Origin of the sequence: Spirosoma flavum, from assembly GCF_042686045.1 — a bacterium.
GTDB lineage: Bacteria > Bacteroidota > Bacteroidia > Cytophagales > Spirosomataceae > Spirosoma > Spirosoma flavum.
The window spans coordinates 1,171,447-1,196,744 of the sequence record NZ_JBHUOM010000023.1 but is presented as its reverse complement, the minus strand read 5'-3'; the positions used below and the strand labels follow the sequence as shown (position 1 = coordinate 1,196,744).

At 46.5% G+C, this 25,298-nt stretch carries 17 protein-coding genes and 1 riboswitch; of the genes, 8 read left to right on the top strand and 9 right to left on the bottom strand.

Annotated features, from left to right (window positions below; all coding sequences use genetic code 11):
* Positions 1-66: 66 nt before the first annotated feature.
* Positions 67-984, bottom strand: a complete 918-nt coding sequence (locus ACFS25_RS25710; protein WP_381506774.1) for a hypothetical protein — start codon at positions 982-984, stop codon at positions 67-69.
* Between the two features lie 71 nt (positions 985-1,055).
* Positions 1,056-2,006, bottom strand: a complete 951-nt coding sequence (locus ACFS25_RS25705) for a GNAT family N-acetyltransferase (RefSeq protein ID WP_381506772.1) — start codon at positions 2,004-2,006, stop codon at positions 1,056-1,058.
* Between the two features lie 140 nt (positions 2,007-2,146).
* On the opposite strand from ACFS25_RS25705, the gene ACFS25_RS25700 reads away from it, so the two are divergent.
* Positions 2,147-2,965: a hypothetical protein gene (locus ACFS25_RS25700; RefSeq protein WP_381506770.1), complete on the top strand. Its 819-nt coding sequence runs from the start codon at positions 2,147-2,149 to the stop codon at positions 2,963-2,965.
* 78 nt (positions 2,966-3,043) lie between these two features.
* On the opposite strand, the gene ACFS25_RS25695 is transcribed toward ACFS25_RS25700, so the two are convergent.
* Positions 3,044-3,934 carry a Ppx/GppA phosphatase family protein gene (locus ACFS25_RS25695; protein WP_381506768.1) on the bottom strand — a complete coding sequence of 297 codons (891 nt, stop codon included), beginning with the start codon at positions 3,932-3,934 and terminating at the stop codon, positions 3,044-3,046.
* 310 nt (positions 3,935-4,244) lie between these two features.
* Between ACFS25_RS25695 and ACFS25_RS25690 the strand changes: the two genes are divergently transcribed.
* From ACFS25_RS25690 to ACFS25_RS25660, 7 genes are all read left to right on the top strand, one after another.
* Complete coding sequence (locus tag ACFS25_RS25690; protein WP_381506767.1) at positions 4,245-5,327, top strand: hypothetical protein; 1,083 nt, start codon at positions 4,245-4,247, stop codon at positions 5,325-5,327.
* A gap of 178 nt (positions 5,328-5,505) precedes the next feature.
* The gene (locus tag ACFS25_RS25685) at positions 5,506-7,368 is read left to right on the top strand and encodes a carbamoyltransferase family protein (protein ID WP_381506766.1); all 1,863 of its coding nucleotides are present in this window, start codon (positions 5,506-5,508) and stop codon (positions 7,366-7,368) included.
* Positions 7,369-7,384: 16 nt separating this feature from the next.
* Positions 7,385-8,539, top strand: coding sequence for an SGNH/GDSL hydrolase family protein (locus ACFS25_RS25680; RefSeq protein WP_381506764.1), 1,155 nt, complete (start codon positions 7,385-7,387; stop codon positions 8,537-8,539).
* A gap of 18 nt (positions 8,540-8,557) precedes the next feature.
* Complete coding sequence (locus ACFS25_RS25675; protein WP_381506762.1) at positions 8,558-8,707, top strand: DUF5989 family protein; 150 nt, start codon at positions 8,558-8,560, stop codon at positions 8,705-8,707.
* Positions 8,708-8,710: 3 nt separating this feature from the next.
* Positions 8,711-9,073, top strand: coding sequence for an SxtJ family membrane protein (locus tag ACFS25_RS25670; protein WP_381506760.1), 363 nt, complete (start codon positions 8,711-8,713; stop codon positions 9,071-9,073).
* Positions 9,074-9,148: 75 nt separating this feature from the next.
* Positions 9,149-9,257, top strand: a riboswitch (SAM riboswitch).
* A 100-nt stretch (positions 9,258-9,357) separates the two neighbouring features.
* The gene (gene metH, locus ACFS25_RS25665; protein ID WP_381506757.1) at positions 9,358-13,143 is read left to right on the top strand and encodes a methionine synthase; all 3,786 of its coding nucleotides are present in this window, start codon (positions 9,358-9,360) and stop codon (positions 13,141-13,143) included.
* Between the two features lie 455 nt (positions 13,144-13,598).
* Positions 13,599-16,424 (top strand): M14 family metallopeptidase, encoded by a 2,826-nt coding sequence (locus tag ACFS25_RS25660; RefSeq protein WP_381506755.1) that lies wholly within the window; start codon positions 13,599-13,601, stop codon positions 16,422-16,424.
* Between the two features lie 255 nt (positions 16,425-16,679).
* Here ACFS25_RS25660 and ACFS25_RS25655 read toward each other — a convergent pair whose 3' ends face one another.
* The 6 genes from ACFS25_RS25655 to ACFS25_RS25630 all read right to left on the bottom strand — a co-directional run bounded on the left by ACFS25_RS25655 (position 16,680) and on the right by ACFS25_RS25630 (position 25,248).
* Positions 16,680-18,365: an IPT/TIG domain-containing protein gene (locus ACFS25_RS25655; RefSeq protein WP_381506752.1), complete on the bottom strand. Its 1,686-nt coding sequence runs from the start codon at positions 18,363-18,365 to the stop codon at positions 16,680-16,682.
* A 35-nt stretch (positions 18,366-18,400) separates the two neighbouring features.
* A complete protein-coding gene (locus ACFS25_RS25650; RefSeq protein ID WP_381506749.1) occupies positions 18,401-19,981 on the bottom strand; it encodes a hypothetical protein in 1,581 nt (526 codons plus the stop codon).
* 70 nt (positions 19,982-20,051) lie between these two features.
* A complete protein-coding gene (locus tag ACFS25_RS25645; protein WP_381506747.1) occupies positions 20,052-21,272 on the bottom strand; it encodes a glycosyltransferase family 4 protein in 1,221 nt (406 codons plus the stop codon).
* Between the two features lie 85 nt (positions 21,273-21,357).
* Entirely contained in the window at positions 21,358-22,614 is a 1,257-nt protein-coding gene (locus tag ACFS25_RS25640) for a glycosyltransferase family 4 protein (protein WP_381506746.1), read from the bottom strand.
* Between the two features lie 46 nt (positions 22,615-22,660).
* Positions 22,661-24,364 carry a GMC oxidoreductase gene (locus ACFS25_RS25635; protein ID WP_381506744.1) on the bottom strand — a complete coding sequence of 568 codons (1,704 nt, stop codon included), beginning with the start codon at positions 24,362-24,364 and terminating at the stop codon, positions 22,661-22,663.
* On the bottom strand, positions 24,361-25,248 hold the full coding sequence (locus ACFS25_RS25630) for an aldo/keto reductase (RefSeq protein ID WP_381506743.1): 888 nt from the start codon (positions 25,246-25,248) through the stop codon (positions 24,361-24,363). The genes ACFS25_RS25635 and ACFS25_RS25630 overlap by 4 nt, the downstream gene beginning before the upstream one ends.
* Positions 25,249-25,298: the final 50 nt, after the last annotated feature.

Sequence of the window (25,298 nt, the reverse complement as noted above, 5' to 3'; positions counted from 1 at the left end):
TATTCAGATTGCCAACAAGCAGTTACGCGTTGATGGGTCAGGCAAAAACAAAACGGCACCAGCTACTTACGATTGTACAGGTGGACCCTTTACCGACTGCCCGGCAGGTTTCCGTTCGAACGCGTCGATGTAGCTTTTTGCGCTGGCATTAACAATTCGAACACCCCTATGGTCGGCGTAGTCACGTAGAACCTCGTAGCCCCGAAAGACTTTGTGTAAAGATAAAAACTGCGATGCCATCGAAAAGGTGCGCTGCCGTTGCGCATCCGAATACACAGGCTGGTGCGTGATATCCTTAACCTTATCGTAAAAGTGTATCTGTTTGATTAACAGTTGATTTTGATCGTTCAACCGAATTTGTTCATGCCAGGAAGTGTCGGCTCCGAAGAGATAAATTGTCTCAAACTTCCGGTTGATCATCAGTGTCAAGGCGGCAATAATAACTGTTTGCGCCTGCGGCATGCCTAGGCCCTTGGTATAGAGCCAATAAGTCAACCACTTGAACCCACGCACAACGGTGTAGTTAAAATAAACAACCTTAATCTGGGTATTGCCCCGTTCAATTTTACCCAGCAGATAAGAACCTTTGGCAAAATGTGGTACGTACAAGGTCATTTGCCAGTTAACCTGCTCCAGAAATATTGATAACGTTTGCCGAATATCATCGCGGTCAATGGTCTGTTCGGTAAAAACGAAATAATTGGGATCAGAAATAACGTAGTCCTGCGGGCGTAATCGTGTGAAGATTTCAGCGTGAGCAAAATTATTAACACAGACAATTTCGGTTTGCCGGATAAAATCGAATTGTTCAGCTAAGGATTCATTTAACGACGGACCATTGCCCAACACGGAGCAAACAGGCAATTGTGGATTGGGCAAGCGAGTTGCATACCGACCACGAATTGATACTTTAAGCAGCGACACCAACGATGCAAATAGGTCGCTCAGAAATTGACTAATGGAATTGAAACTGGCTTCGACCATGTAAGCGGCACATAGGAACGCGCCTTTTTTCTACAAAACAACGAAAAAAATGGCAGACGGTTATTTCTACCCTATACTACCTTCTCGAAGGTTAATTTTGGCGACTCCAGTGCACCAAGGTTACGTTTGAAACGCATTAGACTCGGCTTCGGTTGCCTATTGGCGTCAAGTGATACTCCCAAATCAAGCAGGCGTATTTCCTGTTGCTGGCAATACGTGAACAGCCCGTCAATCAACATGACCATTGGGCTGAAGGCGTGATAGCTAGGATGAGATGCGGGTATGAAATTGTACAGGATGTCGTCTCGAACACGAACCGTTATAGATAATGCGGCTAACTGTGTGCCATCTTTTACAACAAAAACTGAGAATTGGTTTGGGAATTTCTGCCATAAATCAATCAAACGCTCGGTGCTGATGGTCATCTGGTAACCTTGCTGTTGGCGGGTTTGCTGAATGAAATTAATTGCCTCGGTTAAGTTTGGCGTTTGCCAGTGGACGAACTGGAAATTGGCCTCTCGACACTTGCGCAGTCGACGACGCTCTGCTGAAATAAGATGAGCTTCAAACCGCTTATTACCAATTGGCAAGAAAGAATTTTGGTTAGCTTCCAGTCGGTAAAAATCGTGTTTGGCGAGTATAGCTGTCAGTTTCTCAGCCTGTTGTGGTGCATAACAATGTGGGTAATTTACAAGCCGTAGTTTACGGGCTCCCACACCGCGAACGGCTTCTAAAAGAGAAACGAGAAATCTATCCAGTACCGCATCTGGAAGGCTTTCGGCAAATTCGATGGAGCCAAATGGGGCGGCAACCGGGCTGATAGCTTCATCAGAACAGATGTAGAAAGCGCATCGGGCCTCGGCTTGTTGGGTTGTTTGATTCAGGGCTGATAGCAAATAAAAGTTTCCGCTGTCTTGTTGCTGGAGATGTTGATGGTCGTTAAATAAAAAACCAGACTGGCAGAATTTGGGAATATAGGCTGATTGGGGGCTATACTGAAGCAAAATGGTGTGCTCGGCCATGTGATAAAATATGTCATGGCTGTAGGGACGATAGTAATAAGGATAAAGTAACAAATGAGACGACTATCTTCGTGTGACGAACTGTTTATGCTAGAGTCGAAACATATGTTTAATCACCGATAAATGATCTTAAGTCGCTCATGCAGAATACTTATTTTTCAGTCAAGTATACGAAAAAGGTGTTTTCGGTGATGCTAGATCACGGACAGAAATCGCGTCGGTATTGGTCCCAGATTGCGTGTCTTAGCCTGCTCTGTTTGTTGATTACACCCGTATTATGGGCGCAAACAGGTAGTTGCCCCACTATTACTAATACCCGTATGCTGTCCGTAACGGTTTGTACCGAAAGGGTTATTGACAGCTTGCAGGTTAATACGACAGGCACAATTGAATTTGTTCGATTCGATGCGCTTCAGACGAATCCGTATAAAGAAAATGGCGTTGCCTACGTTGGTGAACCGGTTCTGGTAAACGGTAAAGCTACCCTGCGAAACGTACTTTTTCCGGCTAACTGGGGTACAAAAGATCGTCTATATTACGTATATGCCCGACTGAAACAGGCGCCAACGAATCCTACTTGCCTTCCTTTTGCACAAATTATCGTTTACATTAAAGCCAATCCGACCGCTTCTGTGGTCGTGAAGGAGGCTACTTGTTATGGAACCCAGTCGCAAAATGATGGGCAAGTATCACTCACCGGATACTCTCCAACAGATACCTATGAGATGGCCATCAAGGGCACGTTCACCGGCCAGGGCAAGGCCATACCAGCCGACGGTGTGATTGTTACTAATGGTAGTCGAACTGGTATTCCGAAACTCTATACTGTTCGGATCTATAATTCATCTGGCTGTTACACTGATCGGTCTATATTAATGACAAACGCTCCGTGTAACTGTCTGCCTATAAGTTGCATGCCGATGACTATTGCTAAAACAAAGAGTGGACGCCAAATCTGAGATCATAAAATAGTGTGAGAATTCCAACAAAAAGCCCCTGCCAGAAATTTCTGGCAGGGGCTTTTTGTTGAAGTTAATTTACTGGACTGGTTGTTTGCGTTTACCCAATTGGGCGTAGACTAACTGAATAATACCATCTTTCAGACCTAAATCCGGTACAATGATGTTAGTGGCTCCCGCCCACTTCATAACTGATAAATAGATGTCGGCGGCTGGCACGATTACATCGGCCCGGTCGGCGTTCAGGCGAAGTTTATTGATACGATCTTCCTGGCTGAAGCCCGCAATGAAATCCCGAATACGCTCAATTTCGGCTCGGGTGGTTTCTGTTTCAGAGACTTTGGATGCCAGATTAAATAATTTGCTAATGTTGCCGCCTGTGCCAACGGCAGTAACCTCCTGAAAGGCATCGACATTTTCCTCAACCCAATCCTCAATTTTTCGCCACGCTCCCTTGTGTTCCTTACCCTCCAACAAGCGTACTGAACCGACCTTAAAGGATTTTGAGTTGACTTTCTGGCGGTTCACATACAAATTTAGTTCGGTGCTGCCACCACCAACATCGATGTGAAGATATTGCCGCTCATCTAAGGCATGAACGACCACATCATTGATAAGCTCTGCTTCTTTAGGCCCATCGATAATATGGATTTTAATGCCAGTTAAGGCTTCAATTCGTTTGGCAACTTCATGACCATTAGACGACTCCCGCATAGCTGAAGTAGCGCAGGCCATGTAATCTTCTACCTCATGCAGCTCCATCAGCAGTTTATATGCCTGCATAAGTTTGGTCGTTCTAGCTTCGCTTTCGGGCGTCAGGAACCCAAAATTAAATACATCATGACCTAGCCGGAGCGGAAAACGTACGTACTCAACTCGCTTAAAGCTAACGAGATTATCATTGTGCAACACCGTCGAGATTTGTAGACGGGCCGCGTTTGAACCGATATCAATGGCTGCCAGTTTCAAGATTTATCAGAGCTTTATTAATAGCCAAAGGTAATTTTTTTGCGGGTACTGAGAGACGTTCTACCGTTTATTTTCAACGGATAACATCGAACTGGACTCTATACTAAATGATTACAGGCTTACCCAACGCGGAAACGTCACCTCAGGTCCGTTACCATACTTAGCCGGGCTAAAAATGAAGCTAATCGGCATAAGTAGAAGTTAACATATGGGGTAGTTTATAGAGTAAAACAATCTGTCGTACTAGTCGTTTGAAACGAGTGATATTCGCCTTTCAGGAATAGTAGGAGTTCTCATTAGTGAGTATATTATGTTATACAGCAAAGTGTGGATTAAAGGAAGTATAGTATCATTGCTAAGCTTTATTTTTAGCTGGTTAGTGCTGGAAGGTGTATGTAGTCTTCTGTTACATTGGAAAGAAAGGGCTGCGTATGAGGCTACAAATAGTACTGTACCAGAAAGTAAGTCAAATTCGGCGCAGAATAAGCTCACATTGATAAAATATGATAGTCTAGGTATACTTAGGCCAGCACCAGGCCCGTATACAGTAACATACCCAATAAGGCAGGATAAAGGTGACCAGGGGAAACGGCCATTTTTAGGGAAAACGGCTTCTGTTACGTATACTATAGACAGCTTATCCCGGCGTTTTACCCCCTTCGATAATCGTCAGGCTGCTGGGAAGTATGCGCTGTTTTTAGGCTGCTCGTTTACGTATGGAGAATCGGTATCAGATACGAGTACTATGCCCTATTTTTTTGGCAAACAGACTGGCTACCGACCCTATAATTATGGTGTATCAGGGTATTCTCCGGCTCATATGCTGGCGCTTCAACAGGCTGTTGATATTCGAAAAGAGGTAGTCGAAAAAAAAGGAATTGCTTTTTACACGTATATCGAAGATCATTTGGCACGCGTAGCTCCCAGCACCAAATGGATCTATAATTCCAATGGATATTGGCCTTATGTTAACCCCAATACACTAGCTGTGGAGGGTGCATACGCACAGAAACACCCTGTTTATCTAGAGCTGATTCGTGGAATGTACAAAAGCAACATAGTTAAATTTTTTAATATTAACCTTCCTAGAAGATACAATACTGAGCAGTATGAACAGTTTGTTCGTATCGTTAAGAAATCGGAGGAACTGTATCAAAAACAGTTTGGAAATGACGACTTCTATGTAATTGTGTTTCCGGCCTATCCGATGGCTCCTGAACTACGACAACTATTTAAACAGGCCCATTTGAAGGTAATGGACTATTCAGCCTTGCTTTCCTGGAAAACGGCCTATGATAATATGCACCCGGATGACGAAGCCTACCGGCAGGTGGCCCAGACGTTAGCTACCGATTTAGGGCTTGAATCAGATCGGAATGCCGCTGATCAGTAAATGTCAACCCTGCCTTAACCGTCATAGGGGTAGCTATTCAGTTGATAAATAACAAGTGTAAGACGCGCATTGACTGAAATCTCGTCGTTTAACCGGAAACTAAGTGGGACTGGACGCCATGCAACGTTTGACAAAAAAAACCATTACTTTTGGCCCTGTTTGACCAGTACTATAGTTCATGACCATATTAGGTATCTCTGCTTTTTACCACGATTCAGCAGCAGCATTAATTGAAGACGGACGTATTGTTGCCGCTGCTCAGGAAGAGCGGTTTACTCGTAAAAAGCACGATCCGGGGTTCCCGGCTGAGGCAATCAAGTACTGCCTTCAGTACAGTGGAGCAGACCTGAACAAGCTGGATGCCATTGTATTCTACGACAAACCTCTGCTCAAATTTGAGCGATTGCTGGAAACCTATTATGCTTTTGCCCCTCAGGGATTGCGGTCATTTTTGATGTCGATTCCGGTTTGGCTTAAGGAAAAGTTGTTTCTGAAACGACTCATTCGGCAGGAGCTGGAGAAGTTAGGCTACGACCCAGCCAGCAAGGTAAAACTACTTTTTCCTGAACACCATCTCTCGCACGGAGCCAGCGCATTCTATCCGTCCCCCTACGAGCGGGCGGCTATTCTGACTATCGATGGTGTGGGCGAGTGGGCTACGGCTTCCATTGGTGTAGGTGAAGGTAAAAATATTACCATCCTCAAAGAAATGCGGTTTCCGCATTCACTGGGGCTATTATATTCGGCGTTTACGTATTTTCTGGGATTTCGGGTTAACTCCGGCGAGTATAAATTAATGGGATTAGCCCCCTATGGTGACCCAACTTCGCCGGATGTGGCCCGGTATATGGCCGCCATCAAAGATAAACTGGCCGATCTGCGGCCCGATGGATCTGTTTGGCTGAATCAGGACTATTTCGACTACGCCACTGGTCTGAAAATGGTGAACGAGGACAAATGGGCTGAATTGTTCGGTTTTCCTAAACGCCAGCCAGAAGACGAGTTACTTCCTGAACATTGCAACCTGGGGCTGGCCATTCAGTATGTGACCGAAGAGGTTGTGCTGAATATGGCCCGTGAAGCCAAACGCCTGACCAATGCCGATGCGCTGGTACTGGCTGGTGGGGTAGCCCTCAATTGCGTATCGAACGGAAAACTCCAGGCATCCGGCCTTTTCAAAGACATATTTATTCAACCAGCTGCGGGTGATGCGGGCGGAGCGTTAGGTGGAGCTCTGGCAGCTTACCATATATATTTTGGGAAGGAGCGGGTGGTAACGACCGAGCGTGATGCCATGCGAGGCTCTTATTTAGGGCCGACCTTCTCTGATCTGGATGTTGAACTGATGGCTAAAAAATACAAAGCAGTAGCCACGCATTACACCGATTTTACCGAACTAAGCCGCGATGCCGCCAAAATATTGGCTGAAGGTAATGTACTTGGCTGGGTTCAGGGACAGATGGAATTTGGCCCACGGGCGTTAGGCGGACGCAGCATTTTGGGCGACCCGCGCAATGCCGAGATGCAGAAAAAGCTAAACCTGAAAATTAAATACCGGGAATCGTTCCGACCTTTTGCACCCTCTGTTTTGGCCGAAGACTGTGCCGAGTATTTCGACTACGACGGTATTTCGCCTTACATGCTGCTAGTTCATCCGGTGGCTGAAAAACGCCGGACGCCCGTACCCGCTGACTATGCCAGTTTTCCGCTACGCGAGAAACTCTATTATCAGCGGTCCGACTTGCCATCGATTACGCACATCGATTATTCAGCCCGTATCCAAACCGTTCACAAGGACACCAATCCTCGTTATTATGAGCTAATTGATTCGTTTAAGCAACTGACGGGCTATGGCGTAATTGTTAATACCAGTTTCAACGTGCGTGGTGAACCCATCGTTTGTACGCCCGAGGATGCCTATCGTTGCTTTATGCGTACCGAAATGGATTATCTATCCGTTGGTAACTACCTGTTCGACAAGCGGAAACAACCTGAATGGCAGGAGAAAGACAACTGGAAAGAAGAATTTGTTTTAGATTAACGACCGATCTGTTTTAATGCAATCAAAACTCGTTTCCAGTGCTGTTCGCCTGCTCTTACTGGGATTTTTAACGTTCATTGTCTTCTACGGTGATCATTTTGGGGTTAGTTTCGACTTTCCGCACAAAGGATTATTTGACAACATATACGTCCGGCTGGCCAAATGCTGTCTATTTCTGCTGCTGGTCATCGAGCTATTGAGACTGTACTATTATGGTATTGTTAAGAATCCGAATCCACCTAGGCTGTTTGGCAACATAGCAACCTTATTAGTGCCGCTTATTGTGCTGCTGATTTTCGTGGAGATGGGGTTTATGTTTGTCGCACAAAGTCAGGAGGGAGGGCTCACCCTGGCCTCGCACGTTTGGTTTGAACGATACTGGCCTCCTATGACGGGCGACTATCGTGATACGCCGAAGACGGATACGCTGGGCAAAAAGAAGGTCTTGATTGTAGGCGATTCATTTACGGCTGGTCATGGACTGAAATCGGCGGATGAGCGATATGGCAACGTTCTGAGCGAAAAATTGGGCAGCAAACAGTATGTGACCTACAACCTGGGCATATCCGGTTCGGACACCCGCGATGAATATGCCCGTTTGGTGAAGTTCGGTAAAACGCCGGACGTGCTGATTTTGCAATATTTCCCGAATGATATTGAAAAGGTGGCTCACGATCATGGGTTGATACCGGCAGGATTTAAACCCTACTCCGATGTACCCCGAGCGCTGCAATCCCTGTTTATTAAGTCTTATCTATTGAATTATCTTTACTGGCAGTTTCCTCATGGTAACTTTGCGCCGTTTGATACGTATGCCCGAACCGCTTATGGTACACCGGCTATTATCAACGATCACCTTAGCGACCTCAACCAGTTTATCACCTATGCTAAAGAACATAATTCACGGTTTTATGTGGTTATGTTTCCATTCTCACACAACATAAAGAAAACGGCTGAATATGTTAAACCAGTAGTAGATTTTTTCAAGACCAACAATGTGCCAATTCTGGACGCAGGCAAACTTATGGTCGATATTGCCCCGGCTGATCGGGTTGTAGGTCGCAATGACGGTCACGCTAGTCCAATTGTGAATCAACGGGTAGGCGAGGCTCTTTTTCGGCTTGTGCAGTCGAATCAGGGCGCTAATCAACTCTCATCTGTTAACAAGTAAGCAAACTCGAATTAACTCATGGAATTTTTACACGACATCTTCCAATTTCTGAAGCAGCGCAAAAAATGGTGGCTGGCTCCAATGATTATTCTGTTACTGCTCATTGGTGTTCTGATTGTTATTGGCGGTGGTTCAGCCGTGGCACCGTTTATCTATACATTGTTTTAACACATGGATGTTACCGAAAAAGTAAAAGCCCAGTTGGTTATAGTGACCGGGCTGGTGGTACTGTATTTTGTATTTAAGTCGCCCTGGTGTCTCTATGCTGCAGCGGCTGTGGGTCTGTTGAGCTTGGCTATTCCGGTGGCAGGCGACCTCATTGTGAAGGCCTGGTTCAAAGTGGCCGAGATCTTGGGGAATATCAATGGCAAAATCATCTTGTCGGTATTGTTCTTCGTGTTTTTATTTCCCATCGCCCTGTTGTATCGGATGACAGCCAAGAACCCCTTGTCAATCAAACGAACTAGCGAGGAGTCGTTTTACACCGAGCGTAATCATCTGTATACGAAAGAGGATTTGGAACAAATGTGGTAAGTACGGTACAGGAATAGATTGATTTTCGGGCGTACCCTTTATTGGGACGCCCGATTTTTTGTTTAATTTTGTACTAGCTTATCCAGAAAGACGGAGGGAACGGACCCGATGATGTCTTGGCAACCAACCAGCCTAGGGAAACGGTGCCAAATTCCTCCCGACCACAAACCGGGATAGATAAGTTAGCTATCTGTCTTTTTGTCAATAAGCGTTTTTGACTTTTTGGACTTTTTTTAGTGCGCCGATTGTTGGCTCTCTGACTATCACGCATTGCCATACTGCCTTTGAAAACGATATACGAACTTCTCCACGAACGCATCCTCGTCCTCGATGGGGCGATGGGTACGATGATTCAACGGTATAACCTGACTGATGCCGATTATCGGGGTGAGCGATTTAAAGACTTTCCGCATGATGTAAAGGGTAATAACGACTTGTTATCCCTGACCAAACCGGCGATTATCCAAGAAATTCACCGCCAGTATCTCGAAGCAGGGGCCGATATTATCGAGACCAACACCTTCAGTAGTACGACCATTGCTATGGCCGATTATTACATGGAAGAGTTGGCTTATGAACTTAACTACGAGTCGGCTCGGCTGGCTAAAGAAGTTGCCGTTGAAGTTACTCGTCAGAATCCCGACAAACCGCGCTTTGTCGCTGGTGCGATGGGCCCAACCAACCGCACGGCTTCGCTCTCTCCCGATGTGAACAATCCCGCTTACCGCGCTGTCACATTCGATGATCTGGTAAATGCCTATTATGAGCAGGTAAGCGGTTTGGTGGAAGGTGGCGCAGATTTGCTTTTGGTTGAGACGATCTTTGATACGCTCAACGCGAAGGCGGCCATGTTCGCCATCGACAAGTATTTCAATTTAAATCCACAGCAGACTGTTCGGCCCATCATGATCTCTGGCACCATTACGGATGCTAGTGGTCGGACACTTTCAGGCCAGACGACCGAAGCTTTTTTGTACTCCGTTTCGCACTTACCTCTGCTGAGTGTAGGGTTGAACTGTGCACTTGGTGCCGAACTGATGCGGCCTTATATTCAAACGCTTGCCAAGGAATCCCCATTTTTTACGTCGGCATATCCAAACGCGGGCTTGCCCAACGAGTTTGGCGAGTACGACGAAACGCCGGAAATGATGGCGTTGCAAATCGAGGATTTCATTAAAAATAGCTTTGTCAATATTGTTGGGGGCTGTTGCGGCTCCACACCCGACCACATCCGTGCTATTGCTGAGGCTGCGGCCAAATATCCACCCCGGCAATTACCGGAACCTGAGCCCTATCAGAAACTGAGTGGACTGGAACCGCTGAAAATTACAGAACTCACCAATTTTCTAAACGTAGGTGAACGTACCAATGTAACGGGTTCAAAGAAATTTGCGCGCCTTATCAAAGCGGGTAACTTCGACGAAGCGCTAAGCATTGCCCGTGGCCAGGTTGAAGGGGGAGCGCAGGTGATTGACATAAACATGGACGAAGGCATGCTGGATTCTGTGGAGGCCATGACAACCTTCCTGAACCTGATTGCTGCCGAACCCGATATTGCCCGCGTACCTATCATGGTCGATTCGTCGAAATGGGAAGTTATCGAAGCGGGCTTGAAATGCGTACAGGGGAAAGCCATTGTTAACTCAATTTCACTCAAAGAAGGCGAAGAAGCATTTATTGAGCGGGCACAACTTGTCAGACGATACGGGGCGGCTGCGGTCGTGATGGCGTTTGACGAAAAGGGACAAGCTGACTCTTACGAACGTCGTATCCAGATCTGCGAACGGGCTTACCGGATTCTGGTTGATAAGGTACATTTTGCCCCGCAGGACATTATTTTCGATCCGAACATTCTGACTGTTGCCACGGGTATTGAGGAGCATAATAACTATGCGGTCGATTTTATCAATGCCACGCGCTGGATCAAGCAAAACCTCCCACTGGCAAAAGTAAGCGGGGGCGTATCCAATATTTCCTTTAGTTTTCGGGGCAACGACCTTGTACGTGAAGCTATGCACTCGGCGTTTCTTTACCACGCCATCCGCGCCGGTATGGACATGGGCATTGTCAATGCCGGACAATTAGAAATCTATGACAGTATCCCGAAAGACCTGCTCGAACGCTGCGAGGATGTTTTGTTAAACCGCCGGGATGACGCTACCGAACGATTAGTCGATTTTGCTGAAACGGTAAAAGCCAAAGGTAAAGAGATTGTAAAAGACGAAAGCTGGCGGCTCGAACCCGTTCGCGAACGGCTTAAACACGCGTTAATTAAAGGCATCACAGACTATATTGATCAGGATGTCGAAGAGGTCAGACATCAGGTGGAGCGACCACTGCACGTTATCGAAGGGCCGCTCATGGATGGCATGAGCGTTGTTGGTGACTTGTTTGGCGCGGGTAAAATGTTCTTGCCGCAGGTCGTAAAATCAGCGCGGGTAATGAAAAAGGCGGTGGCTTATTTGACGCCGTTTATCGAAGCCGAAAAATCGGGTACTGGGTCATCATCAGCCGGGAAAATTCTGTTGGCAACCGTTAAAGGTGACGTTCACGATATCGGGAAAAACATTGTGGGTGTTGTGCTGGGGTGTAATAATTACGAAATTATTGACCTCGGCGTTATGGTGCCGACGCAGAAAATCTTAGATGCTGCCCGCGAACATAACGTAGATATTATCGGGTTAAGTGGACTGATTACCCCCTCGCTCGACGAAATGGTTGGGGTGGCGAAGGAAATGCAGCGGCAGGGTTTTACACTTCCGTTACTCATTGGTGGCGCAACAACATCACGCATACACACCGCCGTAAAGATTGATCCGCACTATGCCGGGCCAGTTATTCATGTCTTGGATGCCAGTCGAAGTGTTCCCGTTGCCGGACGTCTTATCAGTGAAACGGATTCGACACGGGAGAAAATTTTCACGGATATCAAAGCCGAATACGTCAAACTTCGTGATGACCATGCCAAGCGACAAAAAGAAAAGTCGAGCCTGACCATTGCCAAGGCTCGTGACAACCGCACCAAAATTGACTGGAATACCTTTGAGCCGACGAAGCCCACTTTTCTGGGAAATCGTTATTTCGAAGACTACTCCCTTGCCGAATTGGTGAAGTATATTGACTGGACCCCGTTCTTCCAAACGTGGCAGTTGCACGGTAAATACCCCGCTATTTTTGAGGATGCGATTGTCGGTAAAGAAGCTAAGCAACTATTCGACGATGCCACTGAGCTTTTACAGGAAATTGTTGATAAGAAGCTTCTGAAAGCGAAGGCCGTTGTTGGGTTTTATCCGGCTAATTCGGCTGATGACGACGTGTTGCTACACGATTTTGAGGAAGTTACGCACGAGGTGGCTTGCGAACGGCATGGTTCACATCGGCATATTGAGTATAGAATTAGTAAAGCTCAGTCGCAGACGGCGGTGAGTCAGGCTGGCGAGTTAATATATGATACCAAAACGGTGTTGCATTTTCTGCGTCAGCAGAACCAGAAGGCCCCCGGTTTGCCTAACTTTTGCCTGTCTGATTTTATTGCCCCACTCGAAAGCGGTCGTGAAGATTACATCGGTGGATTTGCCGTAACAACGGGCATTGGTATCGAAGCCCTGATTGAAAAATATGAACTCGATCACGACGACTATAACAGTATTATGGTCAAAGCCCTCGCCGACCGCCTGGCCGAAGCATTCGCCGAACGGATGCATGAGCGTGTTCGGACGGAATTCTGGCCGTATGCAATGAATGAAACCCTGACCAGTGAACAGTTAATTAAGGAAAGCTATCAAGGTATCCGGCCTGCACCGGGTTATCCGGCCTGTCCCGATCACACTGAAAAAGGGACTTTGTTTGATCTGCTGGATGCCAATAAAATAGATATTGAACTAACGGAAAGTTACGCCATGTATCCGGCATCGGCAGTAAGCGGGTTTTATTTCTCGCACCCTGAATCGAAGTATTTTTCTCTTGGGAAAATTAACAAAGACCAGATTCTGGACTACGCCCAGCGGAAAGATATGCCGGTTGAGGAAATTGAAAAGTGGTTATCGCCAGTGCTGAGTTATGATATTTGAGATTTGTAGTGCAGTTAGTCACGACATCGCCTGATAGAAATGCCCGACCCTCTGGCCGGGCATTTCTGTTGAATAAGTTCTTCTTTTATGCCCTGACACTGTGTCCTTAGGTGAATCAAGAGGTTGAATAATTCATGTCCAAAATTGTAACTTCGTCCATCTGTTGACATGAAAGCGAGTCAATAGGTGGACACTCAGAAAGGTAATCTATAATAGCCATCCGGCAAACCCCTAACGGATCAACTTCGATATAGGCAGTTTATAAAGGAAAGAATATTATGTTTAAATAAATGCATTTTTTAGACTTTTATTCTGTCATATTACTGATTACTAAAATATAATAAATTATAATTACTCTTTAATTGATATAACGATCATGTGCGTGTCCGCTTCCACACAAATAATCGCATTACCGAAAGCTAACTCTATATAAAAACCAACTCAATTCCTCAACAATGCGTTATTTTCCCTGTACACTCTTTTTCACTCTGTTGCTCAGTCTGACCACAGCCTGGGCACAAACTATCCCGTCGCCTAAAGAGCACTTTGGTTTCAACATCGGGGATGATTATCATCTGGCAACGTATACGCAAACCGAGGCTTATTTCAAGAAAGTAGCGGCTGCGTCTGATCGCGTGAAACTGGTTGATATTGGCCTGACAGAAGAAGGTCGCCATCAATATATGCTGATCGTCTCCTCGCCGGAGAACCTCAAGAAGTTAGACCGCTACAAGGAAATTTCTCAGAAACTCGCCCGAGCTGAAAACCTCACCGACGTGCAAGCACACGCGCTGGCCGATGAAGGGAAAGCTATTGTCTGGATTGACGGCGGTTTGCACGCTACGGAGACCGTTGGAACGCATCAACTTATCGAAACAATTTGGCAACTAGTGAGTCGAAAAGATCCTGAAACGATGCGTATTCTGGATCACGACATCATTCTGCTTACCCACGCTAATCCCGATGGGCAGGAAATTGTGACCAACTGGTATATGCGCGAACCCACTCCCGAAAAGAGGGTGTTGGATAACTTGCCAAGGCTTTATCAGAAATACGTCGGCCACGATAACAACCGCGATTTCTTCATGCTAAACATGAAGGAGACCCAGAATATTGGTCGTCAGTTGTTTGTCGATTGGATTCCGCAAATCATGTATAATCACCACCAGAGTGGCCCGGCGGGGTCGGTGTTGGCAGGACCACCCTATCGTGATCCGTTCAACTACGTCTTCGATCCATTGATGGTAACGGGCATTGATGCCCTCGGTGCCGCGATGATCAACCGCCTGAATGCCGAAAATAAACCGGGCTTTACCCGGCTTGGTGGTTCTGTTTTCTCAACGTGGTACAACGGTGGTTTACGCACTACTACGCACTTTCACAACATGATTGGGCTGCTGACGGAAATCATTGGCGGACCAACGCCGGAAGATATACCGCTGGTTCCTAAACGCTTGATTCCAAACGGAAATACCCCATTTCCGGTAACTCCGCAGAAGTGGCATTTTAAGCAGTCAATCGACTACTCAGTATCGCTGAACTATTCGGTGCTGAATTATGCGGCTCGTTATGGAGATGAATTATTGTTCAACATTTACCGTATGGGCAAGAATTCCATCGAACGCGGCAGCAAAGATTACTGGGCGCTTTCACCCAAGCGAATTGATGCTATCGATGAAGCCTATAAAAACGACCCCAAAAAAGTTGTTTCGCCTGCTAATGCAGCTTTAGCGCAATATGGCATGATTCCCCGTGGAGGTGGTATGCCGATAAAGTACTATGATACTATTATGAAAGCGCCGGTTCTGCGCGATCCGCGGGGGTTCGTTATTCCCATCAATCAGCCTGATTTCGCTACAGCCGTTAAGTTCATCAACGCGTTAGTCAGAACCGGTATTCAGGTTCAGGAGGCAACTGCCGATTTCAGCGTGGCTGGCAAAAAGTACCAAGCGGGTTCTTATGTAATTAAGACAGATCAAGCCTTCCGGCCACACCTGTTAGATATGTTCGAGCCACAAGATCACCCTAATGATTTTCAATATCCGGGTGGCCCGCCGGTTCGCCCTTACGATGCTGCTGGCTGGACACTTGCCTACCTGATGAATGTTAAATTTGATCGTATCTTAGACGGCTTCGATGGTCCATTCAAAAAGCTTCCGTATGGAGAACTCCAATCACCGGAGGGTCACATTACAGGCGCTCCAAGTGCGGGTTATTTGCTGAGTGCTAAAGCAAACAACTCATTTATTGCGGTTAACGATCTGCTCGCATCGGGCATTGACGTGTTTCGTCTTCCTAACGGAATTGGCGGTAAATCGACCGTTGAGTCAGGCGCGTTTTTCGTTCCAGCATCGGCTAAAGCAAAATCTCTGTTAGATAAATCGGCTAAAGACCTCGATTTGGAGATTACTGGTCTGTCAAAACGTCCAACTACTTCTATGGTTAAAGTGGCCCCAATGCGTATTGCTCTTTGGGATTCGTATGGTGGTTCAATGCCGTCGGGTTGGATTCGCTGGTTGATGGAACAGTATCATTTCCCGATGAAGGTTATTTACCCACAGGATATTGATGCCGGTAATTTGCGCAAAAATTATGACGTTATTGTTTTCGTTACCCGCGCAATTCCGCCCGTTGGTGGCAAGGAAGAGGATATCTTTAGCGCGTTCGAACGTGCTCCGAAAGAAGAAACCACACCTGCCGAATATCGTCCGAGATTGGGTAAGATTACCGCCAGTAAGTCAGTTCCGCAGCTAAAAACGTTCCTGGAAGCTGGTGGGACGGTAGTAACTATTGGTAGTAGCACCAATTTGGCCTACCATTTAGGATTACCGGTCAAAAACGCACTTATGGAGATGACTGCCAGTGGTCAGGAAAAACCGCTGCCGAATGAAAAATACTACATTCCCGGCAGTGTGTTGCGCGTTAGTCTGGATTCTACCCAAACCGCAACCTGGGGTATGTCGAACCAAAGCGATGTTTATTTTGACGCCAGTCCAGTATTTAACTTAGCACCCGATGCCATTGCAAAAGGTACGGTTAAACCATTAGCCTGGTTCGATACGAACAAGCCACTGCGCAGTGGCTGGGCATGGGGGCAGTCATATCTGCAAGATGGCGTTGCCGCTTTTGTAGCACCGGTTGGTTCCGGTAAATTCTATGCATTTGGTCCTGAAATTACTTTCCGGGCTCAATCACAGGGAACGTTTAAACTCCTGTTTAACCAACTTTATTCCAGTGGCACAAATAGCCAGACAGGTGTTGCTCATGTAGCTGGTGAATAGAATGTGGCTAAATTAATTTGATCAATTGCTTTCCAGTATTGTAGCCTGGATAGCCATGTACAGAGCCATTCATCTCTCTTGTACGTAGCTATTCAGGCTACTTTTTTTCGGTAATGATAGACCTGATTTGCGGGCTATAACCTTATGTTTCAAGGTAAGATAAGTGAACGTTTATCACAAAAAAGCCGCGTTTGGATTTACCAAACACGGCTTTTTAATAGGTACAGGACATGGATAAAAGCCCCACTTAACTAGTTAACGATCATAATCTGTACTCTGAGGATTGAAATTTGTCCAGCTTGAAATCCAGTTATCGGTACCAAATGCCCCCCGGTAAGAAACCGAAGTGAAGAAGGAATCCGCTACTTTGCCGCCCGTTGCAGCACCAGTTAACAAGGGTGAACCCGCTTGTGGTAGAAAATTTGGGGCAGTAAGGGTGAAGTTTGCTCCATTGAATAACAGTGATGCCAGGTCCGATGTCTGAACAATCAGATTGGTGCGTCCAGCTCCAGCGAAGTAGGCAGTCGCCAGATCGTTGGTAATGACTCCTGTACCCACTACTGGCGTTAGTGTGTTAGCCAGCACAATACCCTTCAAATCCAGCGCCCCACTCGTTATATTTGCCAGGGTACCCGTTGCTGTCCCGTCCAGATGCAGTCCTTCGGGATATCCATAAAACAGCGAGTTATACAGGCTGATAGCGGTGTTCCGACTTAGAAAAATACCCGCCTGATAGAGACCGACAGTTGGCGTACTGCTAAAGGCGAAGTTACTTATATTGGCAAAGATCGGTGCCGTTTGGGGTAAGCCATTTTGTTTGGCTAAAGGTCCATCAGCGTTTTCGCCCGGATCAAAATTCTGTGACTCGATTCCATTCGATCCAGCTGGATTTCCTACTGCGGGATCGCGGAGGGCCACTCCGAACTGAACCTTACCCACATAGCCCCAGTCTGAACTCCAGTCGTCATCGAAACCCCGGTAAGCAACCAGATTTTTTGCGTTTACCGTACCACCAAACCATCCGAAAGCATCATTGCTGCTATACGAAACCTGGACATGATCAATCGTTGTGTTGTAGCCAACGCCATATAAAGTCAGTCCATTTAGTTTATTCGTGGGGGCATTTGGTTGCGATGTGCCGCCAAATTCAATTCGGACATATTGCAGAGTGCCTGAGTTATCATCGAATTCGGAGTATGTTTCAACTACACCGCGAACACCTCCGGCGAATGATGTAGAAGCGGGGCGGTTTATCGCTGCTTTACCAATCAAAACGAGACCTCCCCAATCACCAGCCGCGCGTTGCCCAACGGCTTTAGCTGATGTAAAGACAATGGGTTGGGCAGCAGTACCCTTCGCTATTATTTTTCCGCGACGTTCAATGACGAGTGTCCCCGATATATTCTGACCGGTAGGGTCAAGCTCTGGGCCCGCTCCTTTAATGACCGTTCCTGGATCAATAGTTAGTGTATAATCGGCAGGTATATAAACCATACCCCGAATTAAGTAAACCGTGTCTTTTTTCCAGTTTTGGTTAGCGAAGGTCGTTCCCCGCACTTCCTTCACTGGCTTGACAGATGGGATAGCGACCGTAAAGGACGCTGCGCTTTGTGCTGTTTGCCCCCCAGCCGTTACCGAGACTGGACCGTTGGCCGCGCCCGTAGGTACCACCACCACAAGGCGCGTCGCTGTAGCCGACACGATCGTTGCTGTAACACCCCCAATCGTAATCGTGTTGCTGGCTGGGTTCGTATTAAAGTTGGTTCCGGTAATGGCGATTGTGCTGCCAACCGGGGCCGTAGACGGATCAATACTCGTGATGCTGGTCACAGGTGTTGGGGTTGGCTGTGGGTCATCCGTGGCTTTTTTGCAAGCGATAATGATCGCCGACAGGAACAGCACTAAGAGCAGTGCTGTGAATAGATTTTTGATAGTTTTCATACGTTATTCATTAGTTGGATGTAATTATTTTATAGTTAAGACTTCAGCGTACACTCCAAAATACGATGGCCTTTGATACCAATAGGTAGTTGACGAATGACGTGTACTTGGCCATTCTGAATAAAATGCTCGATCTGGTAGTTACTGCTCTCGTCAATTACATAAAAGTGGGGGACCGTAACCCGGTTAAATTGTTGTGTACTAAGTATGTTCGGTACATCATATTTTTCCCGAACTGATTTTAGTATTTTGTGTTCTACGGTCGCACTTAAAATATTGCCTTCTGTAGCGGCTGTTTGCCAATCCAGCAGATAGCGTATTTTCGTCGTTTTGTCGTGGAACCAGATGGGTAAGAAATAATCAGCCGTTTCGACGAAGACAGGATACTGTTTGTTTAACTGGGGCAGATAACTCAATATACCACTTGGGAAAACGACAATCTTTCGGTTCTGATAAAATAGAAAACCTGCCAGCAACAGTGTATATACGGGCAGCAACAGTCTGGAAATGACTGTGGGGGTTCTAGCGCGGATAGACCTACTGCCGAAGAAATTATAGTAAGCATATACTAACTGATAGATCAACAACAAGTGCCCCGGCCACAGGTAGCGGCTGATGAAAACCGATGTATGAACAAGCGTAACGACAAGTGAAATTGCAATTGTAGTCAGGTAGATACATCCCGATAACAAGTATAATGTAAATGCTTTATCATCTTTGATTGTCTGGAAACCTTGCTTTAGCCGTGGCAAAATAAGGTATAGCCACAGTCCGGTGACAAACAAAAAGCGGAGAATTGGTAAGAACTGAAATAGAGACTGATGCTCTAATGATGCCGATACAGTTGGAACCAGTTCTCCAACGGTGTTGAAGAAAGACTGAAATGTTGGTAATGGAATCCAAGAATGGGGTTTGCCTGCATTAGTCTGAATTACAAAGTTTGGATACCAGATTAGCAGCCAGACCAGCACAATTAACCCATGCGCGGCCAGCACGAGTAGGTAATCCCGTTGCCTGGACCATAGAAATAGACCGACAAAAAAAGCACCTGAAGCGGCTAAATAAAACAATCCGAAATTGTGGGCGAACACAAGCAGTACGCCTGTTAGACTAAACGTAGTCAGCAAACCAAGACGATCGGGTGAACTGATAAGCCGGTGTAGACTCACGAAATAACTGAACCCCACCAGCAGGAAAAGAGCATAAGCACGAACCTGTGTCGAAAGGGTAAGATTTAGGTATGTTAGGCTGACAATGGCCGTGATAAGCACGAAATTTGTTACGGGCTTACCAATCAGTGTTGTCGTGTAATCATAAAACAACGCAATAGTTATAGCGAAAATGACAACCGAAACAGATCGAAGAAACTGCGGATCCAGACTAATAGCATGCCCAATGAACCAGTATATGTTAGCAAAAAGGGGCGGGTTTGCATCCATGCCACTCACAACAGCATCGTTGAGGTGAGCGATCGACGGGTCCGAAATGAGTATATAGCTAAGCACTTCATCCATCCACAGCCATTGTTCCTTAAAAAATAAGGACACAATGAGGCTTAGAGACAGCGTTACCGCTAGCACAATACTTAAGATCAGTGTTTCTTTTTTTTGACCCATTAGTGTGGCTATTAGCCTACTTCTTTTAATAGATTGGGATGGGAGCGAGTTTTAATGTCAAATCGTTTGATCAGGAACGGCCTAATAAATCAGCCTGATAACTTACCTCGTTTTTGGAACTCTGTCGATACAGCTCAACATACTGATCTGCAACGCGTTGAATCGGGAATCGAGTTTTAATAACCCGAACAGCATTCGTAGATAATCGCTTGTAAAGCGTTGGATTAGACAGTAGTTTGTCTACAGCAAGAGTAATTTCATCAACCTTCTTCACATTAACCAACAGGCCACCATCTTCAACTACCCAGGGAACTGCACCACTGTCTTTACCTGCCACAACTGGAACCCCAAAGCTCATGGCTTCGGCCAGTACCATCCCAAATGACTCTTCGAGAGATGCATGTAGCAGAACGGTGCTTTGAGCCAATTTGTCCAGTACTTCGGTATAGGGTGTCGAGCCAAAAAACACGACGTTTGTAATGTGGTGTTTCTGACAAAAGTCCTCTGCTTCTGCACCGGGTTCGAAAGCAGTTCCGAACGCCCATAGCATCGCCTTTGGATGTAGTCGTTGAATACCTTTGAAAGCTAATAATGCATTTTTGCTGTTCTTGCGATCATCCCAACCATTTACCACCATACTAATGATGGGGGCGTTTGGGTTAGCCGATTCATACTGTTTTGTCGGCATAGGTACTGGGTTCGGCACAACAGTCACTGGTGCGGCTACCCACTTTTGTACCGTTTCTGCCATGTAAGGGGATACCGCCGTAAACCAACGCCCCCGGCTAAAGACATACCGGGCCATCAACAAGTGGAAAAAACGATTCAGAGTCCGAACGTATCTAAATATTATTTGTGCGTTGTCATGTACAGTTATAATTGCGTCTGGTGTGTAAGACAGCGCAGCCAGTGCATATTCATATGTCCAATGTGCATGCACAACATCGGGTTTGTAGTGCTCTAATATGGCTACTATTTGTTCCCGCTCGAAGCGCAGAAAGTCGGCCGTTCGTCCCAGACGCTTACCATTAGGACGGAATATGTGTTTCCGTCTTGGGGCGACAACGTATGTAAGCAGTTGGTCTTCGTAAACGAAGGGCGGTTCGTCATCATTCAGTTTATCATCGGTTGTAATAGCCAGAACTTTGTACCCACGCGAAAGGTATTCCTTAATGAGATTACTGATCAGGGGCGCTCCTGCCTGACCTTTCGGGTAGGAACCAAGCCGTTGCCGCGCGGTTTCCGGCAATAGATCATCCGTTGCAATTGAGCCTAATATGCTGATATACATTGTTGTATTTGTTGTGTGGATGAATCAATTAGTTTGATTGATATCCTTGTATTACGTGTCTGTCTCTGTCAACGCTCCGAGCAACCTAACTAACCGCAACATCTGAGCTAACATTTTGCTCAGTCAATGAATGATAATACGTATCAATTATATGGTTGACTTTTAATTCCCAGTTTTGCTGTTGGGCAAAGTGGAACGCATTCAGTCCCATATCAGTCCGTTTGTCTTCATTATAGTACATCCATTCGATGGCTTTTGCCAGGCCAGAAGCTACCGTTTCCGGATCGGTAACAGGTACGCGTATTCCGGTCGAGTCATTCACTAATTCAGCCTGCCCGTGTAAATGCAGTGTTACCACCGGAAGTGAATAGGCCATGGCTTCCATCAACTGAGCAGGTCCCGTATCTCGGAGGCTAGTAAACAGAAAGATATCCGCTTTCTTATAATAGTCTTTCACTTGCTCGTAGTTGACTTTACCCACCCAGGTGGCCCGATCGTCAAGATTATATTTGGCAACATATTCGGGTACGTATTGGCCCATTTCACCATCACCTACAATTGTTAAGTGAACAGGTATTTGTGGATTTACTTTACTGAACCCATGCATAGAAAGCTCAAGCGCCTTGCGCGGCATTAAACGGCCAACCCAAACTACCTGCAGCGTATCATGAGTGGGACGATAAATAGGCTTCGACGGAATAAACCCCTTGCCAACTCCCCCAAATTCTTTCTCTACTGCCTTTTCGCGACCCAACGATTTGATCATCTGACGGGTATCTTCATTCCAGGCCAGAACGTAGTCTGCATGGCGCACTGACTGGTAACAGCCGGGGTTAAATCGAAGCATGAGATTACTTACCCACGACCTCATTTTCTCCTTAATCCAATACCCTTTAAAATAATGACGCATTGTTTCAGGAGCTTCCTGCCCACCGCCCACCGGCCCATATATAAAAGGAAGCTTCAGTTTATAAAGAAAACTACCTAGTTGAAGGCTGGTATAACTCACATGGTGTACCAAACTGAAACGGTGCTCCTTGGTTAATTTTAACGCCATCCGTAAAGCTGACCACTGCCAGTACAGATAGTGAAAATACATGCCCAGGAGTCCGTAATGGTAAGCATTGTCTACCCAACGGGGCACTACAACATAGCTAAATGTTAAATTAGGATAGGAAGATTGCTGTAATTTCTTCTCGATTTGGGTCTTGCCAATGTCTCTTGTCAGGCACCAAACCTGATACCCCTGTTGGCTGATTAAGGATGAATAAAACCACCCATTGCCCTCTTCAGATCCAAGATCCGGAATGCAGGCATAAGCAGAGATTAATATTTTTTTCATATCGTGAGTAAGGCTATGCGCCCTTTCAGACGCTAGGTGCAATGAGTCAAGAGCTGCTTCTACTCATTAAAGTCGCTTGTTTTTCTGTGCGCTTGCTTTTTAAATAGTCGGCAAGCAGTAGGGCGTGAGCAACAATTGTAAGCGTGGGATTGGCGTGCCCACCCGTTGGAAATACGGAAGAACCAGCAACATATAAGTTGGTTAAGCCATATACTTTAGACCGTTTATCCACTACGCCAGTTTGCGGATCGTTTGACATACGAGTTGTGCCAATATTATGTGAAGCTGAATTGTAGTTTCCTATTCGTTCATGCAGGTAATGGCGTAATCCCTCTTCGCTATAGTGTATTTCTCCCAGATTTTTGCTGATAAATTTGTTGACGAAGAGAGTATGTGTGTCAATAACAGACTGGATATCCGCTTCCAGAAAAGCCAGTTTGACCTCCACTCTTGGAATACCGAAGGCATCTTTCTCCGATTCGGACAGGCAAATCCGGCTTTCCCGGTTTGGTGACTGTTCAGCCTGAAAATACAAGCCCCAGTAATCATTGCGTTTTGACGGGAGCAAGTACGGCAGTCGGCGTTTCGCCATTCTTTTTAAGCTCAGTCTAACTATGTCCGGAATCTCCAAAAAACCGTTTTTAGCAATGTTAACGGCGTGTTCTTTCAGAGAGGGCAGGAGCTTTTTTGTGTGGCTTATAGCTCCATCCACTGACCGTTGACTCACTATGGAAAGCACTGATTTGGCAACGAATCGGGAAGAGAACAGTACATCCCGGTGCCCGTTTGTGGTATTGGCGTGATACAGGAAAAAGATGCTATTCAGTAACTTACGGGCTTCCTGAACGGGTTCTGGAAACCACCAGCGCCGTCGGCAGTATACACCACCGGCATCCCGCTCAAAGTCGGCCATTAATTTCGTCTTGTCACGGACGTTCACTTCGGCATAGACTCCGCTAAAGTGAACCATGTAATACCGGCCTACATTATCGTTCTGGTTGCCGAGACCGGTAGGAAATTGCTCGTTTGTGGAGGTCAGTAATAAACGAGCATTTTCGATACCACCAGCGGCCAGTACGAAATTACGGGCTGTAACGGATAGGGGAACTCCACCCATTGACGCGGTTACATGACTAATGGTATCCGTGTCCTCCTGCGTTTGAATCGAGAGGACGTGAGCATCCATCAAGACCCGTATATTGGTACTATTTGCTAATGCAGCCTGGTAGGTTTTACCGAAATGAACGGGAGGGCTCCATCGTTCCAGCGGATAGGAAATTAACTCATCAGAATCCAGGCCATCCAATATTTCACGTTTATGATCCGGGAAAGCTTTTTGCGCATCGAATTCAAAGCGGCCAATCTCGCAAAGATCAGCTGCTTTGTGGTAATAGGGTAACAGGTCTTCGTAAGTGATTGGCCATCCGCTATCCGGCACCCACGAACGAGTTTTGAAATCAACGGGTTCGAAGGGCATACAGCGTCCACCCCAGGCCGCCGAGGTGCCGCCAAACTGACGACGCCGGTTTTCTTCCAGGGGTTCGTGTGTGCCGGTCGGTGATATGCTGCCCCGGTATAAATCCTGATTAGTAGCGGTTTCTATCCATCCTCCGCCCGTTAATAAAATCACGCTAAGCGGTGACGAGTCAAGGCTCAGTGCCATCGAAATAGCCGCTGGGCCACTACCAATAATGCAGATGTCGGCGTCGAGTACTTGCCCCGGCTGAAACGTATTTTTTGTGACGATCATGACAGGAGTTGGTTAATTCTCGACAAATAAGGTTCTAGGCTAGACACGTAGCGCAGTGACGCTATGTTATGCTGCAAATGCGCTATGTCGCTAGTGCCAAATAGTACGGTATCTACTTTTTTCTCCGCCAGAACAGATGCAATCAGGAGTTGTGGTAGTGAAATGCCTGCCAGACCGTCCATCTGCCGAATGGTATCTGCCTGCTGGGTAAATTTGTCCTGGAGGGATTTGTACGGTCTTAGTACCTGATTGCCTACCACCGGAATATTATGCTTTCGGCATAACTCAAGAATAGGGTAGGTGCTGGTTTCCTGCCAGGATGTGGATGTTTGAACTAGCTGAACCTGGCCGCTACGAATGCCTTCTTCTACCACTCTGTAATCATTGGTCGAGACGCCGGTATAACGGGCCAGTCCCTGCTGTCTGATTTTGGCCAGTCCGTCCCAGGAGTCTGCATCGGCAATGTCGTCCCAGACTGGTTCGTGTAATAGCAGGGCATCAGCCGCATCAACCTTTAGTCGTTTGTTGCTTTTCTGAACACTGTCAATCAGATAGGACGCTGTATAGTTGTTTTTTGCTCCTGCCCGCTGCTTTATCTTTTTGCCGATTTGGTTAAGGGGCGATAGCCAGCCGGGTGTATGTACGCAGGGGAGCCCCGCTTTTGTCATGACAAAATAAGGCAGCCCTGTTGCTTTGATGCTTCTAGCAATCAGCCGTTCCGAGTCGCCTGAGCCATAAAAGTCGGCTGTATCGATCAGGTTAATTCCTCGTTCTGTGGCTAATTTGAGAAAACCGGCAAAAAAGTCAGGTGCTAGCCGACTTCCCAGCGATGCAGCCCGACTAGTTCCAATGCCCAACGGCGATAGTTGATCTAGGGTAATCATGTTGAGAAGCGTTATAATGACTTTTGAGTAAATAATCAATGGTCTGTTTG

Coding starts and splice junctions, on each gene's coding strand:
- ACFS25_RS25640 (WP_381506746.1), bottom strand. CDS start 22,614: ATGAAAAAAATATTAATCTCTGCTTATGCCTGCATTCCGGATCTTGGA.
- ACFS25_RS25710 (WP_381506774.1), bottom strand. CDS start 984: ATGGTCGAAGCCAGTTTCAATTCCATTAGTCAATTTCTGAGCGACCTA.
- ACFS25_RS25660 (WP_381506755.1), top strand. CDS start 13,599: ATGCGTTATTTTCCCTGTACACTCTTTTTCACTCTGTTGCTCAGTCTG.
- ACFS25_RS25670 (WP_381506760.1), top strand. CDS start 8,711: ATGGATGTTACCGAAAAAGTAAAAGCCCAGTTGGTTATAGTGACCGGG.
- ACFS25_RS25645 (WP_381506747.1), bottom strand. CDS start 21,272: ATGTATATCAGCATATTAGGCTCAATTGCAACGGATGATCTATTGCCG.
- ACFS25_RS25705 (WP_381506772.1), bottom strand. CDS start 2,006: ATGGCCGAGCACACCATTTTGCTTCAGTATAGCCCCCAATCAGCCTAT.
- ACFS25_RS25700 (WP_381506770.1), top strand. CDS start 2,147: ATGCAGAATACTTATTTTTCAGTCAAGTATACGAAAAAGGTGTTTTCG.
- ACFS25_RS25635 (WP_381506744.1), bottom strand. CDS start 24,364: ATGATCGTCACAAAAAATACGTTTCAGCCGGGGCAAGTACTCGACGCC.
- ACFS25_RS25685 (WP_381506766.1), top strand. CDS start 5,506: ATGACCATATTAGGTATCTCTGCTTTTTACCACGATTCAGCAGCAGCA.
- ACFS25_RS25690 (WP_381506767.1), top strand. CDS start 4,245: ATGTTATACAGCAAAGTGTGGATTAAAGGAAGTATAGTATCATTGCTA.
- ACFS25_RS25650 (WP_381506749.1), bottom strand. CDS start 19,981: ATGGGTCAAAAAAAAGAAACACTGATCTTAAGTATTGTGCTAGCGGTA.
- ACFS25_RS25675 (WP_381506762.1), top strand. CDS start 8,558: ATGGAATTTTTACACGACATCTTCCAATTTCTGAAGCAGCGCAAAAAA.
- ACFS25_RS25680 (WP_381506764.1), top strand. CDS start 7,385: ATGCAATCAAAACTCGTTTCCAGTGCTGTTCGCCTGCTCTTACTGGGA.
- ACFS25_RS25655 (WP_381506752.1), bottom strand. CDS start 18,365: ATGAAAACTATCAAAAATCTATTCACAGCACTGCTCTTAGTGCTGTTC.
- ACFS25_RS25630 (WP_381506743.1), bottom strand. CDS start 25,248: ATGATTACCCTAGATCAACTATCGCCGTTGGGCATTGGAACTAGTCGG.